The 26,279-nt window shown below is 66.1% G+C and carries 23 protein-coding genes and 1 pseudogene; 13 read left to right on the top strand and 11 right to left on the bottom strand.

Annotated features, from left to right (window positions below):
- Window positions 1–55: 55 nt before the first annotated feature.
- The 6 genes from IB232_RS22500 to IB232_RS22475 are packed head-to-tail and all read right to left on the bottom strand — an operon-like array spanning window position 56 to window position 5,995.
- Window positions 56–1,795: an extracellular solute-binding protein gene (locus tag IB232_RS22500; RefSeq protein ID WP_192400781.1), complete on the bottom strand. Its 1,740-nt coding sequence runs from the start codon at window positions 1,793–1,795 to the stop codon at window positions 56–58.
- A 50-nt stretch (window positions 1,796–1,845) separates the two neighbouring features.
- Window positions 1,846–2,118 carry a DUF2160 domain-containing protein gene (locus IB232_RS22495; protein WP_061904084.1) on the bottom strand — a complete coding sequence of 91 codons (273 nt, stop codon included), beginning with the start codon at window positions 2,116–2,118 and terminating at the stop codon, window positions 1,846–1,848.
- A gap of 12 nt (window positions 2,119–2,130) precedes the next feature.
- Entirely contained in the window at window positions 2,131–2,931 is an 801-nt protein-coding gene (locus tag IB232_RS22490; protein WP_137972663.1) for a carbohydrate ABC transporter permease, read from the bottom strand.
- 10 nt (window positions 2,932–2,941) lie between these two features.
- Complete coding sequence (locus tag IB232_RS22485; protein WP_137972662.1) at window positions 2,942–3,808, bottom strand: carbohydrate ABC transporter permease; 867 nt, start codon at window positions 3,806–3,808, stop codon at window positions 2,942–2,944.
- Window positions 3,805–4,902, bottom strand: coding sequence for an ABC transporter ATP-binding protein (locus IB232_RS22480; RefSeq protein WP_192400780.1), 1,098 nt, complete (start codon window positions 4,900–4,902; stop codon window positions 3,805–3,807). The genes IB232_RS22485 and IB232_RS22480 overlap by 4 nt, the downstream gene beginning before the upstream one ends.
- A gap of 10 nt (window positions 4,903–4,912) precedes the next feature.
- Complete coding sequence (locus IB232_RS22475; RefSeq protein WP_192400779.1) at window positions 4,913–5,995, bottom strand: ABC transporter ATP-binding protein; 1,083 nt, start codon at window positions 5,993–5,995, stop codon at window positions 4,913–4,915.
- 389 nt (window positions 5,996–6,384) lie between these two features.
- On the opposite strand from IB232_RS22475, the gene IB232_RS22470 reads away from it, so the two are divergent.
- Complete coding sequence (locus tag IB232_RS22470; protein ID WP_192400778.1) at window positions 6,385–8,226, top strand: sigma-54-dependent Fis family transcriptional regulator; 1,842 nt, start codon at window positions 6,385–6,387, stop codon at window positions 8,224–8,226.
- A gap of 1 nt (window position 8,227) precedes the next feature.
- Here the strand turns inward: IB232_RS22470 and IB232_RS22465 are convergent, their stop codons facing one another.
- A complete protein-coding gene (locus tag IB232_RS22465; protein WP_192400777.1) occupies window positions 8,228–10,120 on the bottom strand; it encodes a putative bifunctional diguanylate cyclase/phosphodiesterase in 1,893 nt (630 codons plus the stop codon).
- A 389-nt stretch (window positions 10,121–10,509) separates the two neighbouring features.
- Here IB232_RS22465 and IB232_RS22460 point away from each other — a divergent pair, with 389 nt between their 5' ends.
- Complete coding sequence (locus tag IB232_RS22460) at window positions 10,510–10,845, top strand: FKBP-type peptidyl-prolyl cis-trans isomerase (protein WP_192400776.1); 336 nt, start codon at window positions 10,510–10,512, stop codon at window positions 10,843–10,845.
- Between the two features lie 3 nt (window positions 10,846–10,848).
- Here the strand turns inward: IB232_RS22460 and IB232_RS22455 are convergent, their stop codons facing one another.
- Window positions 10,849–11,739, bottom strand: coding sequence for a DMT family transporter (locus tag IB232_RS22455; protein WP_192400775.1), 891 nt, complete (start codon window positions 11,737–11,739; stop codon window positions 10,849–10,851).
- A 134-nt stretch (window positions 11,740–11,873) separates the two neighbouring features.
- Here IB232_RS22455 and IB232_RS22450 point away from each other — a divergent pair, with 134 nt between their 5' ends.
- The 3 genes from IB232_RS22450 to IB232_RS22440 all read left to right on the top strand — a co-directional run bounded on the left by IB232_RS22450 (window position 11,874) and on the right by IB232_RS22440 (window position 15,404).
- Entirely contained in the window at window positions 11,874–12,311 is a 438-nt protein-coding gene (locus IB232_RS22450; protein WP_192400774.1) for an Lrp/AsnC family transcriptional regulator, read from the top strand.
- Window positions 12,312–12,322: 11 nt separating this feature from the next.
- Entirely contained in the window at window positions 12,323–13,450 is a 1,128-nt protein-coding gene (ampC, locus tag IB232_RS22445) for a class C beta-lactamase (protein WP_192400773.1), read from the top strand.
- 85 nt (window positions 13,451–13,535) lie between these two features.
- Entirely contained in the window at window positions 13,536–15,404 is a 1,869-nt protein-coding gene (locus IB232_RS22440) for a UvrD-helicase domain-containing protein (protein ID WP_192400772.1), read from the top strand.
- 56 nt (window positions 15,405–15,460) lie between these two features.
- On the opposite strand, the gene cysS is transcribed toward IB232_RS22440, so the two are convergent.
- On the bottom strand, window positions 15,461–16,846 hold the full coding sequence (gene cysS, locus IB232_RS22435; RefSeq protein WP_192400771.1) for a cysteine--tRNA ligase: 1,386 nt from the start codon (window positions 16,844–16,846) through the stop codon (window positions 15,461–15,463).
- Between the two features lie 3 nt (window positions 16,847–16,849).
- The gene (locus tag IB232_RS22430) at window positions 16,850–18,517 is read right to left on the bottom strand and encodes a glutamine--tRNA ligase/YqeY domain fusion protein (protein ID WP_192400770.1); all 1,668 of its coding nucleotides are present in this window, start codon (window positions 18,515–18,517) and stop codon (window positions 16,850–16,852) included.
- 192 nt (window positions 18,518–18,709) lie between these two features.
- Between IB232_RS22430 and IB232_RS22425 the strand changes: the two genes are divergently transcribed.
- From IB232_RS22425 to IB232_RS22415, 3 genes are all read left to right on the top strand, one after another.
- Entirely contained in the window at window positions 18,710–19,204 is a 495-nt protein-coding gene (locus IB232_RS22425) for a peptidylprolyl isomerase (RefSeq protein ID WP_192400769.1), read from the top strand.
- Between the two features lie 4 nt (window positions 19,205–19,208).
- The gene (lpxH, locus tag IB232_RS22420) at window positions 19,209–19,931 is read left to right on the top strand and encodes a UDP-2,3-diacylglucosamine diphosphatase (RefSeq protein ID WP_192400768.1); all 723 of its coding nucleotides are present in this window, start codon (window positions 19,209–19,211) and stop codon (window positions 19,929–19,931) included.
- Between the two features lie 102 nt (window positions 19,932–20,033).
- Complete coding sequence (locus IB232_RS22415; protein ID WP_192400767.1) at window positions 20,034–21,386, top strand: SPFH domain-containing protein; 1,353 nt, start codon at window positions 20,034–20,036, stop codon at window positions 21,384–21,386.
- 46 nt (window positions 21,387–21,432) lie between these two features.
- Here the strand turns inward: IB232_RS22415 and IB232_RS22410 are convergent, their stop codons facing one another.
- Window positions 21,433–22,506 carry an NAD(P)-dependent alcohol dehydrogenase gene (locus IB232_RS22410; RefSeq protein WP_192400766.1) on the bottom strand — a complete coding sequence of 358 codons (1,074 nt, stop codon included), beginning with the start codon at window positions 22,504–22,506 and terminating at the stop codon, window positions 21,433–21,435.
- A 180-nt stretch (window positions 22,507–22,686) separates the two neighbouring features.
- On the opposite strand from IB232_RS22410, the gene IB232_RS22405 reads away from it, so the two are divergent.
- From IB232_RS22405 to IB232_RS22385, 5 genes and pseudogenes are all read left to right on the top strand, one after another.
- Window positions 22,687–24,114: an MBL fold metallo-hydrolase RNA specificity domain-containing protein gene (locus IB232_RS22405; RefSeq protein ID WP_192400765.1), complete on the top strand. Its 1,428-nt coding sequence runs from the start codon at window positions 22,687–22,689 to the stop codon at window positions 24,112–24,114.
- Between the two features lie 82 nt (window positions 24,115–24,196).
- A complete protein-coding gene (locus tag IB232_RS22400; protein ID WP_192400764.1) occupies window positions 24,197–24,727 on the top strand; it encodes a flavodoxin family protein in 531 nt (176 codons plus the stop codon).
- A gap of 131 nt (window positions 24,728–24,858) precedes the next feature.
- A complete protein-coding gene (locus IB232_RS22395) occupies window positions 24,859–25,512 on the top strand; it encodes a hydrolase (protein WP_192400763.1) in 654 nt (217 codons plus the stop codon).
- 51 nt (window positions 25,513–25,563) lie between these two features.
- Entirely contained in the window at window positions 25,564–25,992 is a 429-nt protein-coding gene (locus IB232_RS22390; protein ID WP_192400762.1) for an organic hydroperoxide resistance protein, read from the top strand.
- Window positions 25,993–26,005: 13 nt separating this feature from the next.
- Window positions 26,006–26,279: pseudogene (locus tag IB232_RS22385) on the top strand (alpha/beta hydrolase); the annotation flags it as partial.

Raw genomic sequence — 26,279 nt, 5'->3', positions numbered from 1 at the left:
GCTCCGCAATAAAGAACGGCGCCCGAGGGCGCCGTTTTCGTTTCCAGCTCAGATCTTACTGAGCCTTCTGCCAGGACTTCACCAGCTCGTCGTAGCTCACGGTCTCGCCCTTCGGCTTCTCGTTGTCCAGCTTCGGCTTGGGCGCGCCCGGCTGATCCAGCCAGTATTGCGGGTCCTTCTCCTCGTTGAGTTTCGGACCGCAGTCACCCTGCACGCCGGAGCGCTCGATGCGCGCCATCATGCTGTCCTGAGCCGCGGCCAGGCCGTCCAGAGCCTCCTGCGGGGTCTTGTCACCACTCGCCGCTTCGGCGATGAACTGCCACCACAGCTGGGCCAGGCGCGGGTAGTCCGGCACGTTGGTGCCGGTGGGGGTCCACTGCACCCGGGCCGGGCTGCGGTAGAACTCCACCAGACCGCCGAGCTTGGGCGCCGCGTCGGTCATCGCCTGGGAGTTGATGTCCGACTCACGAATCGGCGTCAGGCCGACCAGGGTCTTTTTCAGCGAAACGGTCTTGGCGGTAACGAACTGCGCGTACAGCCAGGCCGCCAGGCGCTGTTTCTCCGGGGTGGACTTGAGGAAGGTCCAGGAACCGGCGTCCTGATAGCCGAGCTTCATGCCCTCCTCCCAGTACGGCCCCTTGGGCGACGGCGCCATGCGCCATTTCGGTGTGCCGTCCTCGTTGACCACGGCCAGGCCCGGCTTGGTCATGTCCGCGGTGAAGGCGGTGTACCAGAAGATCTGCTGGGCGATGTTGCCCTGGGCGGGCACCGGACCGGCCTCGGAGAAGGTCATACCCTGGGCTTCCGGCGGCGCGTACTGGCGCATCCAGTCGACGTACTTGGTGGTGGCGTAGACCGCCGCCGGGCCGTTGGTGTCGCCGCCGCGGGCGACGCTGGAGCCCACCGGGCGGCAGCCTTCGACGCGGATGCCCCACTCGTCCACCGGCACGCCGTTGGGCAGACCCTTGTCGCCGCCACCGGCCATGGAGAACCAAGCATCGGTGAAGCGCCAGCCCAGCGACGGGTCCTTCTTGCCGTAGTCCATGTGGCCGTAGACACGCTTGCCGTCGATTTCCTTGACGTGCTCGGTGAAGAACTGGGCGATGTCCTCATAGGCCGACCAGTTGACCGGCACGCCCAGCTCGTAGCCGTAGATTTCCTTGAACTTGGCCTTCAGCTCCGGCTTTTCGAACCAGTCGGCGCGGAACCAGTAGAGGTTGGCGAACTGCTGGTCGGGCAGCTGGTAGAGCTTCTTGTCCGGCCCGGTGGTGAAGGAGATGCCGATGAAGTCATTGAGGTCCAGGGTCGGCGAAGTGAAATCCTTGCCTTCATTGGCCATCATGTCGCTGATCGCCACGGCCTTGCCGTAGCGGAAGTGGGTGCCGATCAGGTCCGAGTCATTGACCCAGCCGTCGTAGATGTTCTTGCCGGACTGCATCTGGGTCTGCAGCTTCTCCACCACGTCGCCTTCCTGCATCAGGTCGTGGGTTAGCTTGATCCCGGTGATCTCGCTGAAGGCCTTGGCCAGGACCTTGGACTCGTACTCATGGGTGGCGATGGTCTCGGAGGCGACATTGATCTCCATGCCGCGGAACGGCTCGGCCGCCTTGATGAACCACTTCAGCTCCTCGAGCTGCTGCTCCTTGGTCAGGGTGGACGGCGAGAACTCACTGTCGATCCATTTCTTCGCCGCCTCTTCATAGGCATCCGCCCAGGCCGCGCCGCTCAATCCGGACAACGTCAGCAGGGCTGCCAGCGCCATGCTATGTCGGGTCTTGTAGTTGTTGTCGAACATAGACTCCTCCTTGCTTGAATAGAAAAGCGACCGTCCAGCCAGGCAGCCGGTCAGCCCCAACGCATCACCACCAGTAACCACACGACGGACAGCGCCGAGGCTATCCAGGTGCTCCAGTCGGTCACGCCCACTACCAGCAGGTGCAGGTAGGCGCTGCCGAGCAAACCGATGAACAGCCGGTCGCCACGGGTGGTGACGATCGGCAGAAAGCCTCTGCGCTCGACGCAGGGCGAGCGGATTTCCCATACCGTCATGCCCACCAGCAGCAGCGCGATGCCGCCGAAGAAGGCCGCCGTGACCGGAGTCCAGGCCATCCATTCCATAGTCGTTTCTCCTCAGACCCGGCCCAGGGCGAAGCCCTTGGCCACGTGGTTACGGACGAACCAGATCACCAGCATGCCCGGCAGGATAGTCAGCACCCCCGCCGCCGCCAGCACGCCCCAGTCGATGCCGGAGGCCGACACCGTACGGGTCATCACCGCCACGATCGGCTTGGCGTTCACCGAGGTGAGGGTGCGCGCCAGCAGTAGCTCGACCCAGGAGAACATGAAGCAGAAGAACGCCGTGACACCGATGCCCGGGCCGATCAGCGGGATGAAGATCTTCACGAAGAACTTGGGGAAGCTGTAGCCGTCGATGTAGGCCGTCTCGTCGATCTCCTTCGGCACCCCCGACATGAAGCCCTCGAGGATCCACACCGCCAGCGGCACGTTGAACAGGCAGTGGGCCAGCGCCACGGCGATGTGGGTGTCGAACAGGCCGATGGACGAGTACAGCTGGAAGAACGGCAGGAGGAACACCGCCGGCGGCGCCATGCGGTTGGTCAGCAGCCAGAAGAACAGGTGCTTGTCGCCGAGGAAGCGGTAGCGCGAGAACGCATAGGCCGCCGGCAGCGCCACCAGCAGGGAGATCAGAGTGTTCAGGCACACGTAGTACAGCGAGTTGAGGTAGCCGGTGTACCAACTCGGGTCGGTAAAGATCACCTTGTAGTTAGCCAGGGTGAAGTCCTGCGGCCACAGGGTCAGGCCACCGAGAATCTCGGTGTTGCTCTTGAACGACATGTTCAGCAGCCAGTAGATCGGCACCAGCAGGAACAGGATGTAGAGCAGCAGCGCCAGGGCTTTACGAATGGTCATGGCAGGCTCCTCAGCTCTTCTGGTCGTTGTGGGTCATGGCCGTGTAGAACGCCCAGGACACCAGCAGGATGATCAGGAAGTACACCAGCGAGAATGCCGCCGCCGGCCCCAGGTCGAACTGGCCCACCGCCATCTTGGTCAGCGTCTGGCTGAGGAAGGTGGTGGCGTTGCCTGGCCCGCCGCCGGTGAGCACGAACGGCTCGGTGTAGATCATGAAGCTGTCCATGAAGCGCAGCATCACGGCGATCAGCAGCACGCTCTTCATTTTCGGCAGCTGGATATGGCGGAACACCGCCCAGGCCGAGGCGCGGTCGATGCGTGCGGCTTGGTAGTACACGTCAGGAATGGCGCGCAGGCCCGAGTAGCACAGCAGTGCCACCAGCGAGGTCCAGTGCCACACGTCCATCACCAGCACGGTCACCCAGGCATCCATGGTGTTGGCCGCGTAGTTGTAGCTGATGCCCAGCTTGCTCAGGGTCCAACCCAGCAGACCGATGTCGGCGCGGCCGAAGATCTGCCAGATGGTGCCGATCACGTTCCATGGGATCAGCAGTGGAATGGCCATGATGATCAGGCAGGCCGAGGCCCAGCGGCCCTTGGTCGGCATGCACAGGGCGATGGCGATGCCCAGCGGGATCTCGATCAGCAGCACGCAGGCGGAGAAGATGAACTGGCGCAGCAGCGAATCGTGCAGGCGCTCGTCCTGCAGCACCTGCTGATACCACTCGACACCGACGAAGGTGCGGGTGCTGGCGTCGAAGATGTCCTGCACCGAGTAGTTGACCACCGTCATCATCGGCAGGATGGCGCTGAACGCCACCAGCAGGAATACCGGCAGCACCAGCCACCAGGCCTTGTTGTTGATCACCTTGTTCATGCCCGCACCTCCACCAGCACGTCGTCGGCGTAGACCATCAGCCATTGGGACGGGAAGCCGATATAGGCCACCTTCTGCGGCACCGGCAGGTCCTCCTGCAGGCGCGCCTTGAGCGTCACGCCGTCCAGTTCCAGGGTGAGGATCTTGTAGGTGCCCAGGTCCTCGACATGGCGCACCTCGCCACGCAGGGCGTCGACGAAGGGCTCGTCGCTGACATGCACGAACTCCGGGCGAATGCCCAGCTTCAGCTTCTGTCCGCCCAGCCCGGCCAGCTGCTGGTTCAGGGCCGGTGCCAGCGGCACGCGGGTCTGGCCGAAGCACACGCCGCCAGCGTAGGGCGTGACCTCGATCAGGTTCATCCCCGGGCTACCGATGAAGAAGCCGACAAAGGTATGTTTCGGCCGCTCGAACAGCTCGCGCGGTGTGCCGAACTGGACGATCTGGCCGCCATACATCACCGCGATCTTGTCGGCGAAGGTCGAGGCCTCCAGTTGGTCGTGGGTGACGTAGACCATGGTGATGTTGAACTGCTCGTGGATCTGCTTGAGCTTGCGCCGCAGCTTCCACTTCAGGTGCGGGTCGATCACCGTCAGCGGCTCGTCAAAGAGGATCGCCGACACGTCATCGCGCACCAGACCGCGGCCCATGGAGACTTTCTGCTTCTCGTCGGCGGTGAGGTTGCGCGCCTTCTTGTGCAGCAGCGGGTGCAAGTCCAGCACCTCGGCGATCTCGTGCACCTTGCTGGTCACCCGGGATTCTGCCAGGCCCTGGTTGCGCAGCGGGAAGGCCAGGTTGTCGAACACCGTCATGGTGTCGTACACCACCGGGAACTGGAAAACCTGAGCGATGTTGCGTTCCTGCGGCGGCAGGTCGTTGACCTCGCGCATGTCGAACAGCACCTGCCCCTCGGAAGGGCTGAGCAGCCCGGAGATGATGTTGAGCAGGGTCGACTTGCCGCAGCCGGACGGGCCGAGCAGCGCGTAAGCGCCGCCCTGCTCCCAGACGTGGGTCATCGCGCGGATGGCATAGTCGTCCGGCCCGCTCGGTTGGGCGCTGTAACTGTGAGCCAGGTTCTGCAGGCGTATCTCGGCCATGGTGCGCTCCTCAGGACCTGCGAATCGGCGCCAGGACCAGCTGGTCCTGGGTATCGAAAACGAACAGCTTGTGGGTCGGGATATAGATGCGGATCGGCGCATCAACGTCGTACTCGTGCACACCCTGCAGGTGCAGGACCAGGGCGAAGTGCTCGCTGCGCACGTGGAGGAAGGTCTCCGAGCCGCTGATCTCGGCCAGCTCGACGGTCACCGCCAGCTCCAGGTCGTCGTCGTTGGACGGCACCAGACCGATATGCCCGGGACGCACGCCGAAGCGGTACTGCCCTTCCGCCAGGCCGCGCAGCTCGGCGGTCAGCGGGAAATGCACGAAGTCCTCGAAGCTCACCTCGCCATCGCTGATGCGCCCGTGCATCAGGTTGATCGGCGGCTCGGAGAACAGCTCGGCGGCCAGCACCTGCTGCGGCCGGTGGTAGACCTCGGTGGTCCTGCCGCTCTGGATCACCCGCCCCTCATGCAGGATGGTGGTGGTGCCACCCAGGGCCAGTGCCTCGTTGGGCTCGGTGGTGGCATAGATAGCTATGCTGCGACGGGCGCGGAACAGCTCGCGCATCTCCTGGCGCAGCTCCTCGCGCAGTTTGTAGTCGAGGTTGACCAGCGGCTCGTCGAACAGCACCAGGTCAGCATCCTTGACCAGCGCGCGTGCCATCGCCGTGCGCTGCTGTTGGCCGCCGGAGAGCTCCAGCGGGTAGCGCTTGAGAAACTTGTCGATGCGCAGCATCTGCGCGGTTTCCTGCACCTTGCGCTCGATCTCCGCCTTGGCTACGCCGGCCTGGCGCAGTGGCGAGGCGATGTTCTCGTATACCGTCAGGTTGGGGTAGTTGATGAACTGCTGGTAGACCATCGACACGTTGCGCTGGCGCACCGGCACGCCGGTGACATCGGCGCCGTGCATCAGGATGCGGCCGCTGCTGGGCTTGTCCAGCCCGGCCATCAGGCGCATCAGCGAGGTCTTGCCGGCGAGCGTGCGGCCCACCAGCACATTGAAGGAGCCCGGCTCGAAGCTCAGGCAGGCATCATCGATGTACACCTGCTGGTCGACCACGCGGCAGACATGTTCCAGCGTTAACGACATGGCGTGTCCTTATGGTTATTTCGCCCGTCGCCGCGAAGCTGCTGTTCGGCGGCGGCACTGGCATAAGGCGACATTCGTGCCAGAGCCGATGTGCGCAAACGAAAATTCGCCATGCTGCTGATTGCAAAGGAATATTCGCAGAAACGCGAAAACTGTCGCGGCCAGTACTGAACAATTTTGAACAGCGAAACTTGAACAACTGAACACTTCGCCCTTTGACTTTGAACAGCAATGAACAACACTGGGCGAACGCTTCACCCTCTCCCGCCCGCGGGAGAAGGTCGGAGCCAGGAGGCAGCGAGTGCCCTCCTGAGCAGGCCCGCCTATTGCAGTAACGGCGGCGCCAGCACGGAAGCTGTGACGATAAATACAAGAATCAGGCGAACCTCATGACTGCTACCGCCCCGGCGCCGAGCCACGACGCCATCGTTCACGACTCCTGGAGCCGCTGCCGCGACTTCGGCCTCACCCACCAGAGCCAGCCGGCCTTCGGCCAGGCTGCGCCCGGTGAAGTCTCGGCCCTGCTGGAGAGCCAGCATTTCCTGGTACAGACCACCCACCAGGAGGTGCTGCCCTACTACGAAAACATCCTGGCCAATTCCAACTGCCTGATCATGCTGGCCGACAACCAGGGCCAGCTGCTGCAGTCCTGGGGTGACCGCCGCTTCGTCGAGCCGGCCCAGGCCGCCGGCTTCGTCCCCGGCGCCCTGTGGCAGGAGCGCCACAGCGGCACCAACGCCATCGGCACGGCCCTGGCCTGCGGCCAGGCGGTGCATATCCAGCGCGACGAGCATTACCTCAAGGCCAACCGTTTCATGACCGGTTCGGCCTCGCCGATCTTCGATGCGGCCCGGCAGATGATCGGTGTGCTCGACGTCTCCAGCGACAGCTACCTGCCACCCGCCCACACCCTGGGCATGGTCAAGATGATGAGCCAGTCGGTGGAGAACCGGCTGATCCTCAACCTGTTCAAGGACGATTACTTCCAGCTCAGCTTCAACACCAGCCTGGACAACCTGGACAGCCAGTGGGCCGGCCTGCTGGTGTTCGACGAGGCCGGGCAGATCGTCTCGGCCAATCGCCGTGCCGACAGCCTGCTCGGCGTCGGCCTGTCGCGGGTGAATATCGAGAGCCTGTTCGACACCCCGCTGCATCAGTTGCTCAGCCAGCCGGAGAACCTGCCCTTTGCCCTGCGCGCCGCCGGCCGCTACCGCTTCCACGGCCTGCTCAAGCGCCCGCGCAAGCCGCGCATCCAACCGCGCGATTTCCGCACGCAAGCGCCCCAGGTCCAGCCACAGGCAGGCTTCACCCTGGCCAACATCAACCTCGGCGACCCGCGGGTGGACAAGGCCGTACGCCAGGCCGAGCGCCTGGTGGAAAAGGACATCCCGATCCTCATCCAAGGCGAGACCGGCGCCGGCAAGGAGGTGTTCGTCAAAGCCCTGCACAACGCCAGCTCGCGGGCCGGCCAGCCGCTGATCGCGGTGAACTGCGCGGCGATTCCCGCCGAACTGGTGGAGTCCGAGCTGTTCGGCTACGAGAAAGGCGCCTTCACCGGCGCCAGCCAGAAGGGCAGCATCGGCCTGATCCGCAAGGCGCACAAAGGCACCCTGTTCCTCGACGAGGTCGGCGACATGCCGCTCGCCGTACAGGCCCGCCTGCTGCGCGTGCTGCAGGAACGCAGCGTGCAACCCCTGGGCGGCGGCGAGCCCTACCCGGTGGATATCCGCCTGGTCTCGGCGACCAACCGCCCGCTACGCCAGGATGTGGACGCCGGCCTGTTCCGCGCCGACCTCTACTACCGCATCAGCGGCCTCAACCTGGAACTGCCACCACTGCGCGAGCGCACCGACAAGACCGCGCTGTTCCAGCGGGTATGGGAGCACCACCGCGAGCCCAGCCAGTGGGCCGGCCTCAGCCGCGAAGTGCAGGCGCTGTTCCAGCGCCACCCCTGGCCCGGCAACCTGCGCCAGTTGAATAGCGTGATGCAGATCGCCCTGGCCATGGCCGAGGACCAGCCGATCCGCATCGAGCACCTGCCGGACGACTTCTTCGCCGATCTCGAGACCGAAGCCGACGCCCCGCCCGCCCGCGAAGCGCTGCCCGAAGCCACCGACCTGGCCAGCCAGTACCAGGCCTGCGGCGGCAACATCTCGCACCTGGCGCGCAGCCTGGGCCTGAGTCGCAACACCCTGTACAAGCGCCTACGCGAACAGGGCGTGAAGGTCTGAGCTAGACCGGCACCCGCTGGCGACGCGCGAAGGCGCCGAACTCCGCCGCCGCCAGTGGCTTGGCAAACAGGAAGCCCTGCCCCTGGTCGCAGCCCAGCTCGGTCAGCAGAGCGCGGGTCGGCTCGTCCTCAATGCCCTCGGCGGTGGTGTGCAGGCCCAGGCTGCGGGCCATCTGCACGATGGCGGTGACGATGGCCTGGTTCTGGGCATTGCCGGTGAGGCCACGGACGAAGGACTGGTCGATCTTCAGCTTGTCGACCTGGAAGCGCTGCAGGTACGACAGGCTGGAATAGCCGGTGCCGAAGTCGTCGATCGACAGCTTCACCCCGAGCTCCTTGAGGCGACGCAGCTGCGCGGAGTCCTGCAGCAGGATCGATTCGGTCAGTTCCAGCTCCAGGCAGGCAGGCGCCAGGCCGAAGCGGTTCAGCGCCGCGCGCACCATGGCCTCCAGATTGCCGCGGCGGAACTGCACCGCCGACAGGTTCACCGACACGGCGAAGCGCGGCAGCCCGGCCGCCTGCCAGAGCATGGCCTGACGGCAGGCCTCGCCCAGCACCCACTCGCCGATCTCGACGATCAGCCCAGACTCCTCAGCCACCCGGATGAAACGGTCCGGACCGAGGGTGCCGCGCTGCGGATGCTGCCAGCGCAACAACGCCTCGGCTGCCAGCAGGCGGCCACCGTGCAGGTCGACGATCGGCTGGTAGTGCAGCACGAACTCGTCGCGGCTCAGCGCCTGACGCAGGTCCAGCTCCAGGGCCAGGCGCTCGTGGGTATCGGCGTTCATCTGCTCGTCGAAGAAACAGAAGCCGTTACGCCCCGCCGACTTGGCCTGGTACATGGCCATGTCGGCGTGCTTGAGCAGGGTGTCGAAGTCGTCGCCATCACCGGGGAACAGCGAGATGCCGATGGAGATGGAGGTGACGATCTGCATGCCCTTGAGCGCGAACGGCTGGGCCAGTTTCTGCTGCACCAGCGCGGCCACCGAAGACACCGCCGCCAGGTCCGCCACGTCGGCCAACACCATGAGGAACTCGTCGCCGCCCTGGCGGCTCACGGTGTCGATGTCGCGCACCGTTTCCTTCAGGCGGCGCGCCACCTCCTGCAGCAGCTCGTCGCCGGCGGCGTGGCCGAGCGAATCGTTGATGGTCTTGAAGTTGTCCAGGTCGAGGAACAGCAGCGCCACCTGCTCATCGTCACGCCGCGCGCGGCCGATGGCCTGCTCCATGCGGTCGCGGATGAGCAGGCGGTTGGGCAGGTTGGTCAGGGCGTCGTGCTGGGCCAGGTGGGTGAAGCTGGCCTCGGAATCCTTCACCCGCAGGATCTCCTGCTGCAGGCGCAGCAGGGTCTTGCGCAGGTCGTTGGCCAGCAGCCACACCGCCGCCGCGCAGGTGAGCAGGATGCAACTGACGTTGACCATGCGCCCGATGCCCAGCGGCAGCGGCTCGAAACTCTGCAGCCCGCTCAGCGACGCATAGGTGAGGAAGGCCACCACCGCCAAAATGCTGAGCAGCAGGCCAACGAACAGGCGCAGCGAAGCCACCATGCCGGCCACGATCAGGATCGCCGGAAAGCCCAGCACCGCCGCGCTGTACAGGCCCTGGCTGAACCACAGCGAGGCGCTGACCAGCACGGTCAGCGAACAGAGCACCAGTGCCACCGACAGCTCCACGCTGCCACGCCGGTTGATCCAGCGCCCGACCAGCACCAGTGCCAGCGCCGCGGCGACCAACCCGGCATTCAGCCAGCTGCCGGCGACCATGGTCTGGGCGCCGATCAGCAGCAGGACCACGCACAGTACATTGGCGATCTGCACCAGGCGCTGCGCCTGCAGGCGGCGCTCCAGGGGGTCGCTGCCGGCGTCCGGCTGGCGAGAGGGTTGCGCACGCGTCATAACAACTTCACTTCCATGAGGCGACTGCTGCGGCCATTTGCGGCAAAGGGCAACGCTAGCGATAACCGGCGCCGCTCGACAAGCGCGGATAGTATCGCGCCAGGTCGACTTAAGTAGTCTTGTCGGGCGACATGATCTTCTGCTAACCGGCCTTCCCGAAGCGTTCGTTCTCCGGTGCACGCCTGCCGAGAAGCGCAGTATTGGCTCGGTCGGCTGCGCTCCCTTTGACCTGAAGCAAGACGTTATCGTCTCCGCAGGTGCCAGCGGGTTACCCAGCGATGTTCATCGCCTGCCGCTGGCAGTCGTTAGAATGCCCCGCGCGCTCCCCAAGGCGGTGGAGCCTGTTCCCGAAACCCGGGCCTGTCCCGAAGACGCACTGCGAGACCGTCATGAGCGAACTGAAGATCGAAGACCTGCAACTCGGCAGCGGCAAGGCTGCCGTCAAGGGAGCGCTGATCACCACCCAGTACCGCGGCTGGCTGGAGGACAGCACTGAATTCGATTCCTCCTACGCGCGCGGCAAACCCTTCCAGTGCGTGATCGGCACACGCCGGGTGATCCAGGGCTGGGACCAGGGCCTGATGGGCATGCAGGTCGGCGGCAAACGCAAGCTGTGGGTGCCGGCGCACCTGGGCTATGGCGAACGCCAGGTCGGCTTGATCCCGCCGAATTCCAATCTGGTGTTCGAGATCGAGCTTCTGGAAGTGCTGACCCGCGACGACTGATCGCTAGGCCGCGGCCAGACGCCGCCGACGCAGGCTCCAGCCCTGCTGCATGCCAGCCGCGGCAAGCAGGATGGCAGCCACACCCAGCCACTGCAGCGGGCTGAGGCGATGACCGAAGGCCAGCCAGTCGACGAAGATCGCCGCGATCGGGTAGACGAACGACAGCGCCCCGGTCAGCGCCGTCGGCAACTTCTGGATCGCGCTGTACAGCAGCATGTACATCACCCCGGTATGCAGGATGCCGAGGGCCGCCAGGCTGGCCCAGGCCTGCGGCTGCTCGGGCAGTTGATAACTGGCCAGCGGCGCCAGCATGAGGATGCCGGTGAGCAGCTGAATCAGCGCAATCAGGTGCGGCGGCGTGCCGGAGAGACGTTTGACGATCAGCGCCGCCACTGCATAGAGCAGCGCCGCGCCCAGGGCCAGGGCGATGCCCAGCAGGTAGTTCTCGCCCGAGGTGCCGGTGTCGCCATGAGCGCTGACGATGGCCAGCATGCCGAGGAAGGCCACACTCAGCCAGGCCAGCTTGGCCAGGGTGATGCGCTCGCCGAGGAACAGCGCGGCCAGGCCCACCAGCATGAACGGCTGGACGTTGTACACCGCCGTGCTGATGGCGATGGACGCCTTGGAGTAGGAGGCGAACAGCAGCAGCCAGTTGCCGACGATGGCCACCCCGCTCACCAGCGCCAGGACCAGCACCCGCCGGCTCAGCAGCTCGCGACGCAGCAGGCCGAGCGCGGCGCACACCAGCAGCAACATGGCGCCGCCGATCACGCAGCGCCAGAACACCACGTCGATCACGGACTGGCCGGAAATCAGTACGAACCAGCCGATGGTGCCGGAAATCAGCATTGCCGCGATCATTTCCAGCGAGCCGCGCTTAAGGGTCTTGTCCATGGTCGGAGTCTCCGGTTGGGGTGCGACTATTATTCGGCTACCCCGACCGACCGATACAGGGCTAATCTAAGGCAAAACTGAAGCACCGCCTTTATTGCGAAGGTACTTTTCAGAAATAACCTTATGAGCACGCCATGACCGACGAAATCGACCAGCTTCTGCTCAACGCCCTGATGGAAGACTCGCGCCGCTCGCTCAAGGCGCTGGCGCAGATCAGCGGCCTGTCCTCGCCCAGCGTCGCCGAGCGCCTGCGCCGCCTGGAGGAGCGCGGGGTGATCAAGGGCTACACCGTGGAGGTGGACCCGCGCCACTTCGGCTACCAGCTGCAGGCCATCGTTCGCGTGCGCCCGCTGCCCGGCAAGCTGCATGAGGTGGAGCGGCAGATCCAGTCGATCCCCGAGTTCACCGAGTGCGACAAGATCACTGGCGAGGACTGCTTCGTCGCCCGCCTGCACGTGCGCTCCATGGAGCAGCTCGACGAGTTGCTGGACCGCATCAACGCCTATGCCGAGACCAACACCGCCATCGTCAAGAAGACCTCGGTGCCGCGCCGGCTGCCGCCGATGAACTGAAGGACTTATCCATGCGATTCAAAACCACCGCACTGGCCCTGCTGCTGATCGGCCACACAGCCCTGGCGCAGCCAAATGAGCTGCGCGCTACCGTCGACGCCGCCGTGCAACCAGCCATCGAGCAGTACCGGATTCCTGGCCTGGCCGTGGCCATCATGCACAAGGGCGAGCGGCACTTCTTCAACTACGGCGTCGCCGACCGCGACAGCGGCCAGGCGGTGGACGAGCACACCCTGTTCGAACTGGGCTCGGTGAGCAAGCTGTTCACCGCCACCCTCGGCGCCTATGCCCAGGCCGAAGGCAAGCTGCGCCTGAACGATCTGGCCAGCAAGCATCTGCCGGCGCTGCGCGGCACTGCCTTCGACCAGATCAGCCTGCTCGACCTGGCCACCTACACGCCCGGCGGACTGCCGCTGCAATTCCCGGATACCGTGCACGACGAGCGGCAGACGCTCGACTACTACCGCGCCTGGCAACCCGCCTACCGCGCCGGTAGCCAGCGCCTGTATTCCAACCCCAGCATCGGCCTGTTCGGCCACCTGGCCGCCGCCAGCCTGGGCGAGCCGTTCGACCAGTTGCTGGAGCGCCGGCTGTTCCCGCAACTGGGCATGACGGAGAGCCATGTGCGCGTGCCGCAGGGCCAGATGGCGCGCTACGCCTGGGGCTACCGCGAGGAGAAGGCGATCCGCGTGCAGCCGGGCCCGCTGGACGCCGAGGCCTACGGGGTGAAATCTTCTGCCGCTGACATGCTGCGCTTCGTCGAGGCCAACCTCGATCCGTCGCAGCTGCCGACACCGCTGCGCCAGGCCATTGCCACCACCCAACTGGGTTATTACCGGGTCGGCGACATGACCCAGGGCCTGGGCTGGGAGCGCTACGCCTACCCCATCACTCTGCAGCGTCTGCAGGCCGGCAACTCCACGCCGATGGCCCTGGAGCCGCATGCCGTCGAGCGCTTCGCCACGCCACAGCCGGCTGAGGGCGACCTGCTGCTGAACAAGACCGGCTCGACCAATGGCTTCGGCGCCTACGTGGTGCTGTTGCCGGCCCGCGCCACCGGCCTGGTGATCCTGGCCAACCGCAACTACCCGAATGCCGAGCGGGTGCGCATCGCCCTGGAGATACTCGAAGCCCAGTAACCCTGATCCGCTGGCCCATTGCCAGGCTCCAGCCCGCGGCGGAAAGCCCGTATGATGGCCGGCCGCATCTGCTTTCCGAGTTGCCATGCTGTCCGCCGTCAAACGCTACAAGGCGCTGTTCTCCAGCGCCTTGGCGCGCTACTTCCCCCGCACCACCGAATACCTGCGCGCCGAACGCGAGGCCGCGGCCCGGCTGCGCCAGCCGCAACCGCGCGCCAAGCGCCCCGCCAGCGGCGGCAAGGCCAAGGCGGGCGGCCGCAAGAAGAAGGCCAGCGATGGCCCTGCCCCGGTACCCACCGGCATCTATTCCAGCGCCCGCCCGAAGGTCGACGACAGCCAGATCGCCGCCATGCGCGAACGCGTCGCCGAGGCGGTGGCGGCTGGGCTGATCGGCGCACCGTCCGACGAGCAGTGGGCGATGATCCTCTGTCGCGCCCCGCTGGCGCGCATCTTCGCCGGCGCCGGCTCGGGCAAGTCCACCACCCTGCTGCTGCGCGTGGTGTTCATGCTCTGCCACCTGCAAATTCCCGCCAGCAGCCTTACGGTGATCTCCTTCACCAACGCCTCCTGCGCCGAGCTGCGCGGCCAGCTGCTGCGCCTGCTGGCCTTCTGGCGATTGCCCTTCGACGAGGCACAGGCGCGCCAGTGCGTGCGTACCTTCCACTCGGCCATGGCGCAACAGGCCAAGACGTTGCTGGGCGCGCCGGCCTGGTTCGAGCAGCTCGGCGGCGACGCCGGGGAGGAACCGGACGCACCGGCCGGCGGACGCCTGCCACCCGCGCAACAGCGCCTGCTGCGCAAGGCTTACGATGAGCTCTACGCCAGCGATGCCGCCTTCCGCCAGCAGGTGCATGAGCTGCTCGGTGTGGCCATGCCCGAGGCCGTCGGCAAGCCGCCCCAGGAGGGCCTGCGCCTGGCCGGCGAACTGCGCGCCACAGCACTATATGAGGCGTTCTACCAGCAGGGCTGCTTCGCCGAGAGCCTCGGCCTGCGCCCGGATCGCCTTGGTGCAGCCACGCTGGACTGCGCGCCACGCGAGCGCCTGTTCCTGCAGGCGCTCGCCAGCTTCTGGGCGCGCTTCCAGGCTCTGCTGCAGGCGCAAGACGTCATCACCTTCGATGCGGCCTTCCGCCAGCTCGGCGAGCGCCTGGTCAGCGCCGAGGAGCTGCCGGCGCAGGCCATCGAGCCGCTGCGCCATCTGCTGATCGACGAGTTCCAGGACATCTCGCCGCAGATCGTCCACTGGCTGCAGGCCGTGCACCGCGCCCTGACCAGTCGCGGCAAGGCGGTCAGCCTGATGGCCATCGGCGACGACTGGCAGTCAATCTACGGCTGGCGCGGCAGCTCGCCGGAGCTGTTCCTCGACTTCGACCGCCACTTTCCCAGCCGCGGCAAGGCCAGGAGCCAGGTGCTGATGCTGACCGCCAACTTCCGCAGCATCGAACCAATCCTGCGCGATGCCGAGGCGCTGCTGCAGCACGTTGCCTGCAAGCAAGCCAAGCGCAGCCAGGCGGTCAAGGCCGCGCAGCCAGGTGACCACGGCTTGCGCCGCATCGAGGGCTTCGACCTCAAGCGCCGGCTGCCCGAGCTGCTGCAGGAAATCGCCGCGCAGTGCGCGCATGTCGCCCAGCGCGGCAGCCGCGAACGCAACCCGGTGCTGCTGCTCGGCCGGCGCAACGATGCGCTGAAGCAGGTGCAGGCCCAGCTGGACCCGAGCCTGCCGGTGCGTGCCTACAGCATCCACCGCGCCAAGGGTCTGCAGGGCGAAGTGGCGATCATCCTCGACGAGGGCGGCAGCCCCGAGCCGCATCCGCTGCGCAACGCGCTGTATGCCCACTGCGGGCTGTTCCGCAACGGCTACGACCAGGCCATGCGCGACGAGAGCCTGCGCCTGGCCTATGTGGCCGTCACTCGTGGCGTCAGCCGGGTGATCTGGTACAGCGGCAAACGCTAGATACGCAGGCATGAAAAAGGCCGCCCGAGGGCGGCCTTTTTCATGCAGCGCAGCGCTTACTCGGCCAGGCGCCAGGTGGTGCCGCCCTTGCCGTCTTCCAGCACCACGCCCATGGCGGTGATCTGGTCGCGGATGCGGTCGGACTCGGCCCAGTTCTTGTCGGCACGGGCCTGCAGGCGTGCGGCGATCAGCGCGTCGACTTCGGCGGCGTCGACCTTGCCGGCGGCACCGGCCTGGAGGAAGGCATCCGGCTCCAGCTGCAGCACGCCGAGCACGCCGGCCAGTTGCTTGAGCTGGGCGGCCAGGCCGGCGGCGGCCTGGGCGTCAGTCTCGCGCAGGCGGTTGACCTCGCGGATCATCTCGAACAGCACGGCGCAGGCTTCCGGCGAGTTGAAGTCGTCGTCCATCGCCGCGCCGAAGCGCTCGACGAAGGCTTCGCCACCGGCAGCTGCCACTTCCGGCAGGCCCTTGAGGCCGTTGTAGAAGCGCTCCAGGGCGCCCTTGGCTTCCTTGAGGCTGTCTTCGGAGTAGTTGATCGGGCTGCGGTAGTGGCTGGACACCAGCAGGTAGCGCACCACTTCCGGGTGGTACTTCTCCAGCACCTCGCGGATGGTGAAGAAGTTGCCCAAGGACTTGGACATCTTCTCGCCGTCCACGCGCACCGCGCCGGCGTGCATCCAGGTGTTGGCGTAGAGCTTGCCGGTGGCCGCCTCGCTCTGCGCGATCTCGTTCTCGTGGTGCGGGAACACCAAGTCCGGGCCGCCGCCGTGGATGTCGAAGGTCTCGCCCAGGCAGCAGGTGGACATCACCGAGCACTCGATGTGCCAGCCCGGACGACCCTTGCCCCACGGCGACTCCCAGCTCGGCTCGCCCGGCTTGGCGCCTTTCCACAGCACGAAGTCCAGCGGGTCCTGCTTGATCTCGTCGATCTCGATGCGTGCACCGATCTTCAGGTCTTCGATCTTCTTGCGCGACAGCTTGCCGTAGCCAACGAACTTGCCGACGCGGTAGTACACGTCGCCATTGCCCGGGGCGTAGGCGTAGCCCTTGTCGATCAGGGTCTGGATCATCTGGTGCATGCCGGCGATATGGCCGGTGGCGCGCGGCTCGATGTCCGGACGCAGCACGGACAGACGCGCCTCGTCTTCGTGCATGGCGGCGATCATGCGATCCACCAGGGCCTCGAACGGCTCGCCGTTCTCCTGGGCGCGCTTGATGATCTTGTCGTCGATGTCGGTGATGTTGCGCACGTAGGTCACGTCATAGCCGCGCTGGCGCAGCCAGCGGGTGACCACGTCGAAGGCGACCATCACGCGGGCGTGGCCGATGTGGCAGAAGTCGTACACGGTCATGCCGCACACGTACATGCGCACCTGGTTACCTTCCAGCGGCTGGAACGGCTCTTTGACCTTGCTCAGGGTGTTGTAGATGGACAACGCCATGGATCAGGCTCCCCAGGTGTCGCGCAGGGTGACGGTACGGTTGAACACCGGCTTGCCGGGCTGCGAGTCCTTCAGGTCGGCGACGAAGTAGCCTTCGCGCTCGAACTGGAAACGCTCTTCCGGCGCGGCCTGGGCCAGCGACGGCTCGGCTCGGCAGCCCTGCAGAACGACCAAGGACTCCGGGTTGATATTGTCGAGGAAGCTGCCGCCCTCCTCGTCCTTCTCCGGGTTGGCGGAGCGGAACAGGCGGTCGTACAGGCGCACTTCGCACTCCACGCTCTCGGCAGCCGGCACCCAGTGGATCACGCCCTTGACCTTGCGGCCTTCGGGGTTCTTGCCCAGGGTGTTCTCGTCGTAGGAGCAGCGCAGCTCGACGATGTTGCCGGCGGCGTCCTTGATCGCTTCGTCGGCGCGGATCACGTAGCTGCCGCGCAGGCGCACTTCGCCACCCGGGATCAGGCGCTTGAAGCCGTCCGGCGGGGTTTCTTCGAAGTCACTGGTGTCGATGAAGATCTCGCGGCTGAACGGCAGCACGCGCACGCCCATGTCCTGCTTCGGATGGCGCGGCAGTTCGAGGTTCTCGATCTGGCCCTCCGGGTAGTTGGTGATGACTACCTTGAGCGGCTTGAGCACGCACATGGCGCGCGCGGCGTTGGCGTCCAGGTCCTCGCGGATGGCGAACTCCAGCATGCCGATATCGACCACCCCGCCAGCGCGGTTGACGCCGATCATGTCGCAGAAGGTGCGGATCGAGGCCGGGGTGTAGCCGCGGCGGCGATAGCCGGACAGGGTCGACATGCGCGGATCGTCCCAACCATTGACGTGTTTCTCGTCAACCAGCTGCTTGAGCTTGCGCTTGCTGGTGATGGTGTAGTTCAGGTTGAGGCGGGCGAATTCGTACTGGCGCGGTTGCGCCGGCACCGGCAGTTGCTCGAGGAACCACTCGTACAGCGGGCGGTGGTCTTCGAACTCCAGGGTGCAGATGGAGTGGGTGATGCCCTCGATGGCGTCCGACTGACCGTGGGTGAAGTCGTAGCTCGGGTAGATGCACCATTTGTCACCGGTCTGGTGGTGATGGGCGTGGCGGATGCGGTAGAGGATCGGGTCGCGCAGGTTCATATTGCGCGAGGTCATGTCGATCTTGGCGCGCAGCGAGCGGGCGCCGTCCGGGAACTCGCCGGCCTTCATGCGGGCGAACAGGTCCAGGTTCTCTTCCACCGAGCGCTCGCGGAACGGGCTGTCCTTGCCGGGAGTGGTCAGGGTGCCGCGGTACTCACGCATTTCCTCGGCGTTGAGGTCGCAGACGAAGGCCTTGCCAGCCTTGATCAGCTCGACGGCCCAGGCGTGCAGCTGGTCGAAGTAGTCGGAGGCGTAGCGCTCCTTGCCGGCCCACTGGAAGCCCAGCCACTCGACGTCGCTCTTGATCGCGTCGATGTATTCCTGGTCTTCCTTGGCCGGGTTGGTGTCGTCGAAACGCAGGTTGCACTCGCCACCGAATTCCTGGGCCAGGCCGAAGTTCAGGCAGATACTCTTGGCGTGCCCGATGTGCAGGTAGCCGTTGGGCTCCGGCGGGAAGCGGGTGATGATCTTGGCGTGCTTGCCGCTGTCCAGATCGGCCTGAACGATGGGGCGCAGGAAGTTGGCGGCTTTTTCGACGGTGGGCTTGCTCATGATGTCCTTAGCTTCGAGGTGCGCGGCTCGCGGCCCGTGGCGGTTTCGCCCCAGGGTAGGCCGGTCAAGACAAAGCCCGTATGATACCCAACCCGTCAACCCCCTGACAGCCGCAAAGCGACCAGGCGTGGCCTTTTAGCGCGAACGCGCCGCCGCCCTGCCCGTCTTGCCCGAATTCGAGAGCGCATCGCCATGATCAAGCTGCACACTAACCACGGCGTCATCACCCTGGAACTGTTCGAAGACAAGGCCCCGGAAACCACCGCCAACTTCAAGGAATACGTGAAGAGCGGCCACTACGATGGCACCGTGTTCCACCGCGTGATCGGCAACTTCATGATCCAGGGCGGCGGTTTCGAGCCGGGCATGAAGCAGAAATCCACCCGCGCACCGATCAAGAACGAGGCCAACAACGGCCTGTCCAACAAGGTCGGCACCGTGGCCATGGCCCGCACCATGGACCCGCACTCCGCCTCCGCGCAGTTCTTCATCAACGTCGCCGACAACGGCTTCCTCGACCACACCGCGCCGACCATGCAGGGCTGGGGCTACGCGGTATTCGCCCAGGTGACCGAGGGCATGGACGTGGTCAACGCCATCAAGGGCGTGGACACCACCATGAAGTCCGGCCACCAGGACGTCCCGGTGGAAGACGTGATCATCGAGAAGGCCGAAATCGTCGAGTGATTCGATGATCCTGCTGATCTCCGATCTGCACCTGGAAGAGGAACGCCCGGACATCACCCGGGCGTTTCTGCATTTCCTGCAGACACGTGCCGGCCAGGCCGAGGCGCTGTACATCCTCGGCGACTTCTTCGAGGTATGGATCGGCGACGACGGCATGTCGCCCTTCCAGCACAGCATCGCCCGCGCCCTGCGTGAACTCAGCAATACCGGTACGCGCATCTTCCTGATGCACGGCAACCGCGATTTCCTGATCGGCCGCGCCTTCTGCCGCGAGGCTGGCTGCACGCTGCTGAAAGACCCGAGCATCGTGCGCTTCAACGACGAGCCGGTGCTGCTGATGCACGGCGACAGCCTGTGCACCCTGGACGTGGGCTACATGAAGCTGCGCCGCCTGCTGCGCAACCCGCTCAGCCTGTTCATCCTGCGCAACCTGCCGCTGTCCACCCGCCACAAGCTGGCGCGCAAGCTGCGCAACGAGAGCCGCGCGCAGACCAGCATGAAGGCCCGCGAGATCATCGACGTGACTCCGGACGAAGTGCCGCGGATCATGGCCAAGCACGGCGTGCGCACCCTGATCCACGGCCACACCCACCGCCCCGCCGTGCATGAGCTCGAGGTGAACGGCCAGCCAGCACGGCGCATCGTCCTCGGCGACTGGGACAAGCAGGGCTGGGCCCTGCAGGTCGACGCCAGCGGCCTGCACCAGGCGCCGTTCGCCCTCGACTGAGCGACCGGCGAGAGCCAGCCCACATACCGGCACAGTGCCACTTGACGCCCCAGCGGGCGCTGCGCAGCATTCGCGCACCGTTCCCGCAGTCAAGGACAGATCATGGATATCTCCAGCGGCCCAAGCTCCAAACTCTCCCTCATCAAATACGTCGGCATCCCGGTGCTGGTGGCCGCCGTCGGCTTCGTCAGCTTCAACGGCGTGTTCTTCTACAACGAAGCCGGCTTCGCCACCCATGTGCGGACCATCTTCGGCGAAGAGAAGATCGTCGACGACGTGGGCTACGCCACCAAATGGTTCGGCCGCGCCACCCCGTGGAAAAAGGCCCTCAGCGTGCAGTCGGTGCTCACCGAGGCCCTGGAGATCGATGACAGCAGCGACAACGACTCCCTCGGCGCCACCATCGAGGCCTTCCCCATCGTGTTCCTCGGCAACGTCGACGCCAAGGTCGAGTCCTCGGCCCGCTTCCGCCTGCCCAGCGGCGACCAGTTCCTGAAGATCGCCCAGGAATATCGCAACCCGGAAAACTTCATCAAGACCGCCCTGGTCCCGGCCATCAAGGAAACCCTGCAGGCCACCGCCTCGCTGATGAGTGCCGACGACTTCTACGCCGGCGCGCGCAGCGAGTTCGCCGCCGAGTTCGAGAACCAGCTCAACGACGGCCTGTACCTGATCAAGCGCAAGGAAGTGCGCGGCCCGCGCGGCCACCTGCCGAGCCAGACCGCGATCCTGCAGGCCGGCAGCGAACAGGGCACCTTCGGCGACAACAGCGCCAGCCAGTTCGTCACCGAGAAGGTCATGGACAGCAAGGGCATCCCGGTGCGCAAGCAGCAGCAGTTCCGCAAGTACGGCGTGGAAGTGGTCGAGGCGCGCATCACCAACGTCGACCCCAACCCGCAGTACAAGCAGCGCATGGTCAAGGTCCAGCAGGCCCTGGCCGAGCTGGCCGTGGCCCGGCAGAACCGCCTGAAGGAAGAGGAAGAGAAGCTGCTGGTCACCGCCCGCGGCGAGAAGGAAGTGGAGGCCCGCCGCCAGGAGACCCTGCGCGACCAGATCGAGCGCACCACCCAGGCCGAGACCGAGAAGCAGCTGGCGCGCATCAACGCCGAGCGTGAGAAGGGCCGCGCCGAGATCGAGAAGCAGACCGCCGAGCTGCTGCGCGACAAGGCGGCGATCACCGCCGACGCCACCAAGATCACCGCCGACGCCGAAGCCTACGCGCGCAAGGCCGTGATCGAGGCGGACGGTGCGCTGCAGCCGAAGCTGGATGCCCTAGTGGAGATCAACAAGGTGTGGGCCGAGGCTGCCTCCCAGGCACCGGTCCCCGGCGTGATGATGGGTGGCGGCGGCAACGGCGCCAGCGCCAGCCGCCAGGACGAGATCGGCCAGCTGATGGGCATCCTCGCCACCAAGGCCGCCCGCGACCTGTCTCTGGACATGAAGGTCAAGGAATAAGTCACCTCGTTCGACCAAACGCCCCGCCCATGCGGGGCGTTTTCGTTCATGGCGTGATCGCCACCTTCATCACCCCGTCACGCTGGTTGGCGAACAGCTCGTAGGCCTGCTCGATGTCGTCCAGACGAAAGCGGTGGGTCACCAGCGGCTTGAGATCAACCCGCCCAGAGGCGACTACCTCGATCAAGCGGCGCATGCGCTCCTTACCACCGGGACACAGGCTGGTGACGATGCGCTTGTCACCCAGCCCAGCGGAGAAGGCGTCCAGCGGGATGCGCAGGTCGTCCGAATACACCCCCAGGCTGGACAGCGTGCCGCCCGGGCGCAGCGCCCGCAGCCCCGCCTCGAACGTGGCCTGGCGCCCCAGCGCCTCGATGGCTACGTCGACACCACGGCCACCGGTCAGCGCCATGACCTGCTCCAGGGGGTCGCCAGCGCGGAAATCGATCACTTCGCTGGCGCCCAGCTGGCGGGCCAGGGCCATGCGTGCCGGCACAGTGTCGACGCCAATCACCCTACTGGCACCGCGCAGCCGCGCGCCGGCTACCGCGCACAGGCCGATCGGGCCGAGGGCGAGCACCAGCACGGTGTCGCCGATCTGGATATTGCCGCTCTCCGCCCCGGCGAAACCGGTGGACATGATGTCTGGGCACATCAGCACTTGCTCGTCCGATAGCGCGTCCGGCACCGGACTGAGGTTGGCCATGGCGTCCGGCACTAGTACGTATTCGGCCTGGCAGCCGTCGATGGTGTTGCCGAACTTCCAGCCGCCGATGGCAGAAAAACCGTGACGGTTGTCGGGGCCGTCCTGGGCCGCGCAACCGCAGAGGCAGGCGTTGCTATGCCCGCTGGGCGTGATGGCACCCGCGATGACCCGCTGGCCCTCGCTGAAGCCACGTACCGCCGAGCCCAGCTTCTCGATCACCCCGACCGGCTCATGGCCAACGGTCAGGCCGCGCGCGACCGGGTATTCGCCCTTGAGGATGTGCACATCGGTGCCGCAGATGGTGGTCGTGGTGATGCGCAGCAGCGCATCGAGGGGCCCAACATCGGGAATCGGCTTGTCCTCCAGTACGATGCGGTTCTTTTCGACGAACACGGCGGCTTTCATTTTCAGCATGATCCGATCTCCGGCGATGGCAGTTTCCCCACTATCCCCCCGTCCCGGCCGGGATACTTGATCGATGTCAAGGAAGCCCGAACTGATCCAGAGCAACACACCGACCGCCCACGCGACTAGATTTAGCAATGCCGATGCGCTCGCCGAACCGGCGGGCCCGGACACAGGGCGAGGCGAACCATGCGCTTGAGCTTCTTCGGCGGTGCGGGAACGGTCACCGGCAGCAAGTATCTGGTGGAGCATGCGGGCCGGAGCCTGCTGGTGGACTGCGGCCTGTTCCAGGGCTACAAGCAGCTGCGCCTGCGCAACTGGGAGCGTCCACCGTTCAATCCTCGTCGCCTGGATGCCGTGGTGCTCACCCACGCCCATCTCGATCATAGCGGCTACCTGCCGGTGCTGATCCGCGAGGGCTACCGTGGGCCCATCTATGCCACCGAAGCAACCTGCGAGCTGCTGGCGATCATGCTACTGGACAGTGGCCGTCTGCAGGAGGAAGAAGCCGAGTGCGCCAACCGCCACGGCTATTCCAAGCACCACCCGGCGCGCCCCCTATACACCGAGGACGACGCCCGGCGCACGCTCAAACAGCTACACGCACTGCCGTTGCACCGCAGCGCCGAGCTGGTCAACGGCATGCATGTCCAGCTGCGCTCGGCCGGCCACATACTCGGCGCGGCCAGCGTCGAGATTGTCGCCGACGGCCAGACCTTGGTGTGTTCCGGCGACCTGGGCCGACCGCACGACCCAATCATGGTCGCCCCCGAGCCTGTCGAGCAGGCCGACTACCTGCTGCTGGAGTCCACCTACGGCAACCGCCGCCACCCACAGCAGGACACCGAGCAGGTACTGGCCGACATCATCAACCGCACGGTTCTGCGCCGCGGTATTGTCATGGTGCCCTCCTTCGCCGTCGGCCGCGCCCAACTGCTGCTGTACCACCTGTACCGGATGAAGAAGACCGGCCTGATACCCGATCTGCCCGTCTACCTCAACAGCCCCATGGCCAACGACGTGACCGCCCTGTACCAGCGCTTCGGCGACCAGCACCGGCTGTCGCGCGAGGACTGCCACGGTATGTGCCAGGTGGCCGAGTACGTGCGCAGTGTGGCCGAGTCGAAGCGCCTGGAAAACCAGCGCAACCCGGCGGTGATCATCGCCGGCAGCGGCATGGCCACGGGCGGACGGATTCTTCACCACCTCCACGCACTGGCGCCGGACCCGCACAACACCATCCTGCTGTCTGGCTTCCAGGCCGGCGGCACGCGTGGCGCACTGATAGCTGGCGGCGCGGAGACGGTGCGCATACATGGGGTCGACGTGCCGATCCGTGCCGAAGTGGCGGCCCTGGAGAACCTCTCGGCCCATGCCGACGCCGACGAGATCCTGCAGTGGCTCGGCAGCTTCCGTCGCCCGCCAAAACACACCTACATCGTCCACGGCGAGCCGGACGCCGCCGACTGCCTGCGCCGGCGCGTCGCCACCGAGCTGGGTTGGTCCGTGTCGGTGGCCGAACACCGCCAGCGCGTGGCGCTGACGGCCCAGGGCCCGCTGGAGGAAGTCGATGCCGAGACGCTGGCCGAGGAAGACCTGCCCCCGCCACTTCCTTGATGCGGATCAAGGCTCGCCCGGAGCTGGTGCGTAGGCTGGAATCAACGCCGGGACAATCCCGGACCGAGCGATGGAGGTCGCCATGAACGACATTCTTCTGGTGTGCTACTCGCGTACCGGCAACACCCGCCTGGTCGCCGACGAGCTGGCTCAGCTCACCGGCTGGCCCCTGGGCCTGATTCAGGACATCCGCCCACGGGCCGGGGCCAGCGGCGACTGGCGCTGCATGTTCGACGCCTGGCTGCGCACCCGCCCCGACTACCGCTATGAGGGCCCGCCGCTAGAAGACTTCGAGCACATCGTGCTGCTCACCCCGGTATGGATGAAGGGCCTGGCCGCGCCGCTGCGCAGCTTCCTCGGCGACCACGATCTGTCGCGCCAGCGCATCTCCGTGGTCTGCACCCAGGGCGGCCGCGGCGGCTTCAACGCGGTGGAAGAGATCGCCACGCTGACCCGCCAGGTGCCCTCGCCGGTGCAGATCCTGTTGCAGAGCGAAGTTCTAGGCGGCCTGTCGCCACAACGCCTGGAAGACTTCGTGGTGCAGGTGCTGGCCTCCTCCACCTACCAGCGCGACCGCCAGCGGCCGGCCTGGCTCTCTCCGGTCGCCTCCTGAGCCAACGCCCCGCCCAGCGGGGCGTCTTCTTTTGCGCACGTCGGTGCAAAACCGGCACGTCCAGGCAAGAGCGCAGCGGCGCCCGGCATGACACTCGATGCTCCTTTCGTCCCTCTCCGGAGCATCACCCCATGGCCACCGCCTCCGCCGCACCCGGCAAGACCCTGCTCAACCCGCTCGACCACACCCTGATCATGATCGACCACCAGTCGCAGATGGCCTTCGCCACCAAGTCGATCGACGCCGTCACCCTGCGCAACAACGCTGCTCTGGTGGCCAAGGCCGCCAAGGAATTCGGCGTCGCCACCATCCTCACCACCGTCGCCGAGAAGAGCTTCTCCGGGCCGATCTTCGACGAGATCAAGTCGGTGTTCCCGGAGCAGCAGGTGATCGACCGCACCACCATGAACACCTGGGAAGACGCGCGCATCGCCGTGGAAGTGAACAAGCTCGGCAAGAACAAGATCGTCCTCGCCGGCCTGTGGACCTCGGTGTGCATCGTCGGCCCGGCCCTGTCGGCAATCGACCAGGGCTTCGAGGTCTACGTCATCGCCGACGCCTGCGGCGACGTCTCCGACGAAGCTCATGAGATGGCCATGCAGCGCATGATCCAGCTCGGCGCACGACCGATGACCTCCCTGCAGTACCTGCTCGAGCTGCAGCGCGACTGGGCCCGCGGCGAGACCTACGACCAGACCGTGAAGACCGCCATCGCCAACGGCGGCGCCTACGGCCTCGGCCTGATCTACGCCAAGACCATGTTCAACGCCTCCGAAGGCCACTGACCGCGGCGCGCCGGGGCCCGAGCGGCCCGGCCTCGTCCAGGGAGCATCGCCATGTCCATCGAAAAAGTCCTCTACCGCGCCTACGCCGAAGCCTACGGCGGCCGTGACGGCCGCGCCGTGTCCTCCGACGGCATCCTCGACGTCGCCCTGACCACGCCCAAGGAACTGGGCGGCGCCGGCGGTGAAGGCAGCAACCCCGAGCAGCTGTTCGCCGCCGGTTACTCCGCGTGCTTCCTCGGCGCCCTGAAGTTCGTCGGCATGCGCGACAAGCTCAGCGTGCCGGCCGACGCCTCCATCGAGGGCGTGGTCGGCATCGGCGCCGTGCCCACCGGCTTCGCCATTGAGGTGGAGCTGCGCATCAGCCTGCCGGGCCTGGCCCGCGAGGCGGCACAGGAGCTGATCCAGCGCGCGCACATCGTTTGCCCCTATTCCAACGCCACCCGCAACAACATCGACGTCACCCTTACCCTGGTCGACTAAAAGGACTATCGCCATGCCCCGTATCGCCTTGCTCAGTGCACTGATCACCCTGGCCGCCGGCCAGGCCTTCGCCGCCGGCAGCCCCGGCGTGGAACACAACACCCAGGCCTTCCTCCAGGCCCTGGAAGCCGGCGGCGGCAAGCCGCTGGAAACCCTCAGCCCCAAAGATGCCCGCGCCGTACTGGTCGGTGCCCAGGCCTCGGTCAAGGTCGATCTGTCCGGCGTGAGCGTGTCGGAGAAGACCATCCAGGCCGGCGGCCAGTCGATCCCGCTGACCATCGTCCGCC

Origin of the sequence: Pseudomonas sp. PDM15 (genome assembly GCF_014851565.1) — a bacterium.
Classification (GTDB): domain Bacteria; phylum Pseudomonadota; class Gammaproteobacteria; order Pseudomonadales; family Pseudomonadaceae; genus Aquipseudomonas.
Note: the sequence above shows the minus strand (reverse complement) of the source record. Positions and strands in the feature narration are given on the sequence as shown.

What these genes read in the sequence shown, in the direction of transcription:
- IB232_RS22500 (WP_192400781.1), bottom strand. Translation starts at nt 1,795, where the DNA reads ATGTTCGACAACAACTACAAGACCCGACATAGCATGGCGCTGGCAGCC.
- IB232_RS22495 (WP_061904084.1), bottom strand. Translation starts at nt 2,118, where the DNA reads ATGGAATGGATGGCCTGGACTCCGGTCACGGCGGCCTTCTTCGGCGGC.
- IB232_RS22490 (WP_137972663.1), bottom strand. Translation starts at nt 2,931, where the DNA reads ATGACCATTCGTAAAGCCCTGGCGCTGCTGCTCTACATCCTGTTCCTG.
- IB232_RS22485 (WP_137972662.1), bottom strand. Translation starts at nt 3,808, where the DNA reads ATGAACAAGGTGATCAACAACAAGGCCTGGTGGCTGGTGCTGCCGGTA.
- IB232_RS22480 (WP_192400780.1), bottom strand. Translation starts at nt 4,902, where the DNA reads ATGGCCGAGATACGCCTGCAGAACCTGGCTCACAGTTACAGCGCCCAA.
- IB232_RS22475 (WP_192400779.1), bottom strand. Translation starts at nt 5,995, where the DNA reads ATGTCGTTAACGCTGGAACATGTCTGCCGCGTGGTCGACCAGCAGGTG.
- IB232_RS22470 (WP_192400778.1), top strand. Translation starts at nt 6,385, where the DNA reads ATGACTGCTACCGCCCCGGCGCCGAGCCACGACGCCATCGTTCACGAC.
- IB232_RS22465 (WP_192400777.1), bottom strand. Translation starts at nt 10,120, where the DNA reads ATGACGCGTGCGCAACCCTCTCGCCAGCCGGACGCCGGCAGCGACCCC.
- IB232_RS22460 (WP_192400776.1), top strand. Translation starts at nt 10,510, where the DNA reads ATGAGCGAACTGAAGATCGAAGACCTGCAACTCGGCAGCGGCAAGGCT.
- IB232_RS22455 (WP_192400775.1), bottom strand. Translation starts at nt 11,739, where the DNA reads ATGGACAAGACCCTTAAGCGCGGCTCGCTGGAAATGATCGCGGCAATG.
- IB232_RS22450 (WP_192400774.1), top strand. Translation starts at nt 11,874, where the DNA reads ATGACCGACGAAATCGACCAGCTTCTGCTCAACGCCCTGATGGAAGAC.
- ampC (WP_192400773.1), top strand. Translation starts at nt 12,323, where the DNA reads ATGCGATTCAAAACCACCGCACTGGCCCTGCTGCTGATCGGCCACACA.
- IB232_RS22440 (WP_192400772.1), top strand. Translation starts at nt 13,536, where the DNA reads ATGCTGTCCGCCGTCAAACGCTACAAGGCGCTGTTCTCCAGCGCCTTG.
- cysS (WP_192400771.1), bottom strand. Translation starts at nt 16,846, where the DNA reads ATGGCGTTGTCCATCTACAACACCCTGAGCAAGGTCAAAGAGCCGTTC.
- IB232_RS22430 (WP_192400770.1), bottom strand. Translation starts at nt 18,517, where the DNA reads ATGAGCAAGCCCACCGTCGAAAAAGCCGCCAACTTCCTGCGCCCCATC.
- IB232_RS22425 (WP_192400769.1), top strand. Translation starts at nt 18,710, where the DNA reads ATGATCAAGCTGCACACTAACCACGGCGTCATCACCCTGGAACTGTTC.
- lpxH (WP_192400768.1), top strand. Translation starts at nt 19,209, where the DNA reads ATGATCCTGCTGATCTCCGATCTGCACCTGGAAGAGGAACGCCCGGAC.
- IB232_RS22415 (WP_192400767.1), top strand. Translation starts at nt 20,034, where the DNA reads ATGGATATCTCCAGCGGCCCAAGCTCCAAACTCTCCCTCATCAAATAC.
- IB232_RS22410 (WP_192400766.1), bottom strand. Translation starts at nt 22,506, where the DNA reads ATGCTGAAAATGAAAGCCGCCGTGTTCGTCGAAAAGAACCGCATCGTA.
- IB232_RS22405 (WP_192400765.1), top strand. Translation starts at nt 22,687, where the DNA reads ATGCGCTTGAGCTTCTTCGGCGGTGCGGGAACGGTCACCGGCAGCAAG.
- IB232_RS22400 (WP_192400764.1), top strand. Translation starts at nt 24,197, where the DNA reads ATGAACGACATTCTTCTGGTGTGCTACTCGCGTACCGGCAACACCCGC.
- IB232_RS22395 (WP_192400763.1), top strand. Translation starts at nt 24,859, where the DNA reads ATGGCCACCGCCTCCGCCGCACCCGGCAAGACCCTGCTCAACCCGCTC.
- IB232_RS22390 (WP_192400762.1), top strand. Translation starts at nt 25,564, where the DNA reads ATGTCCATCGAAAAAGTCCTCTACCGCGCCTACGCCGAAGCCTACGGC.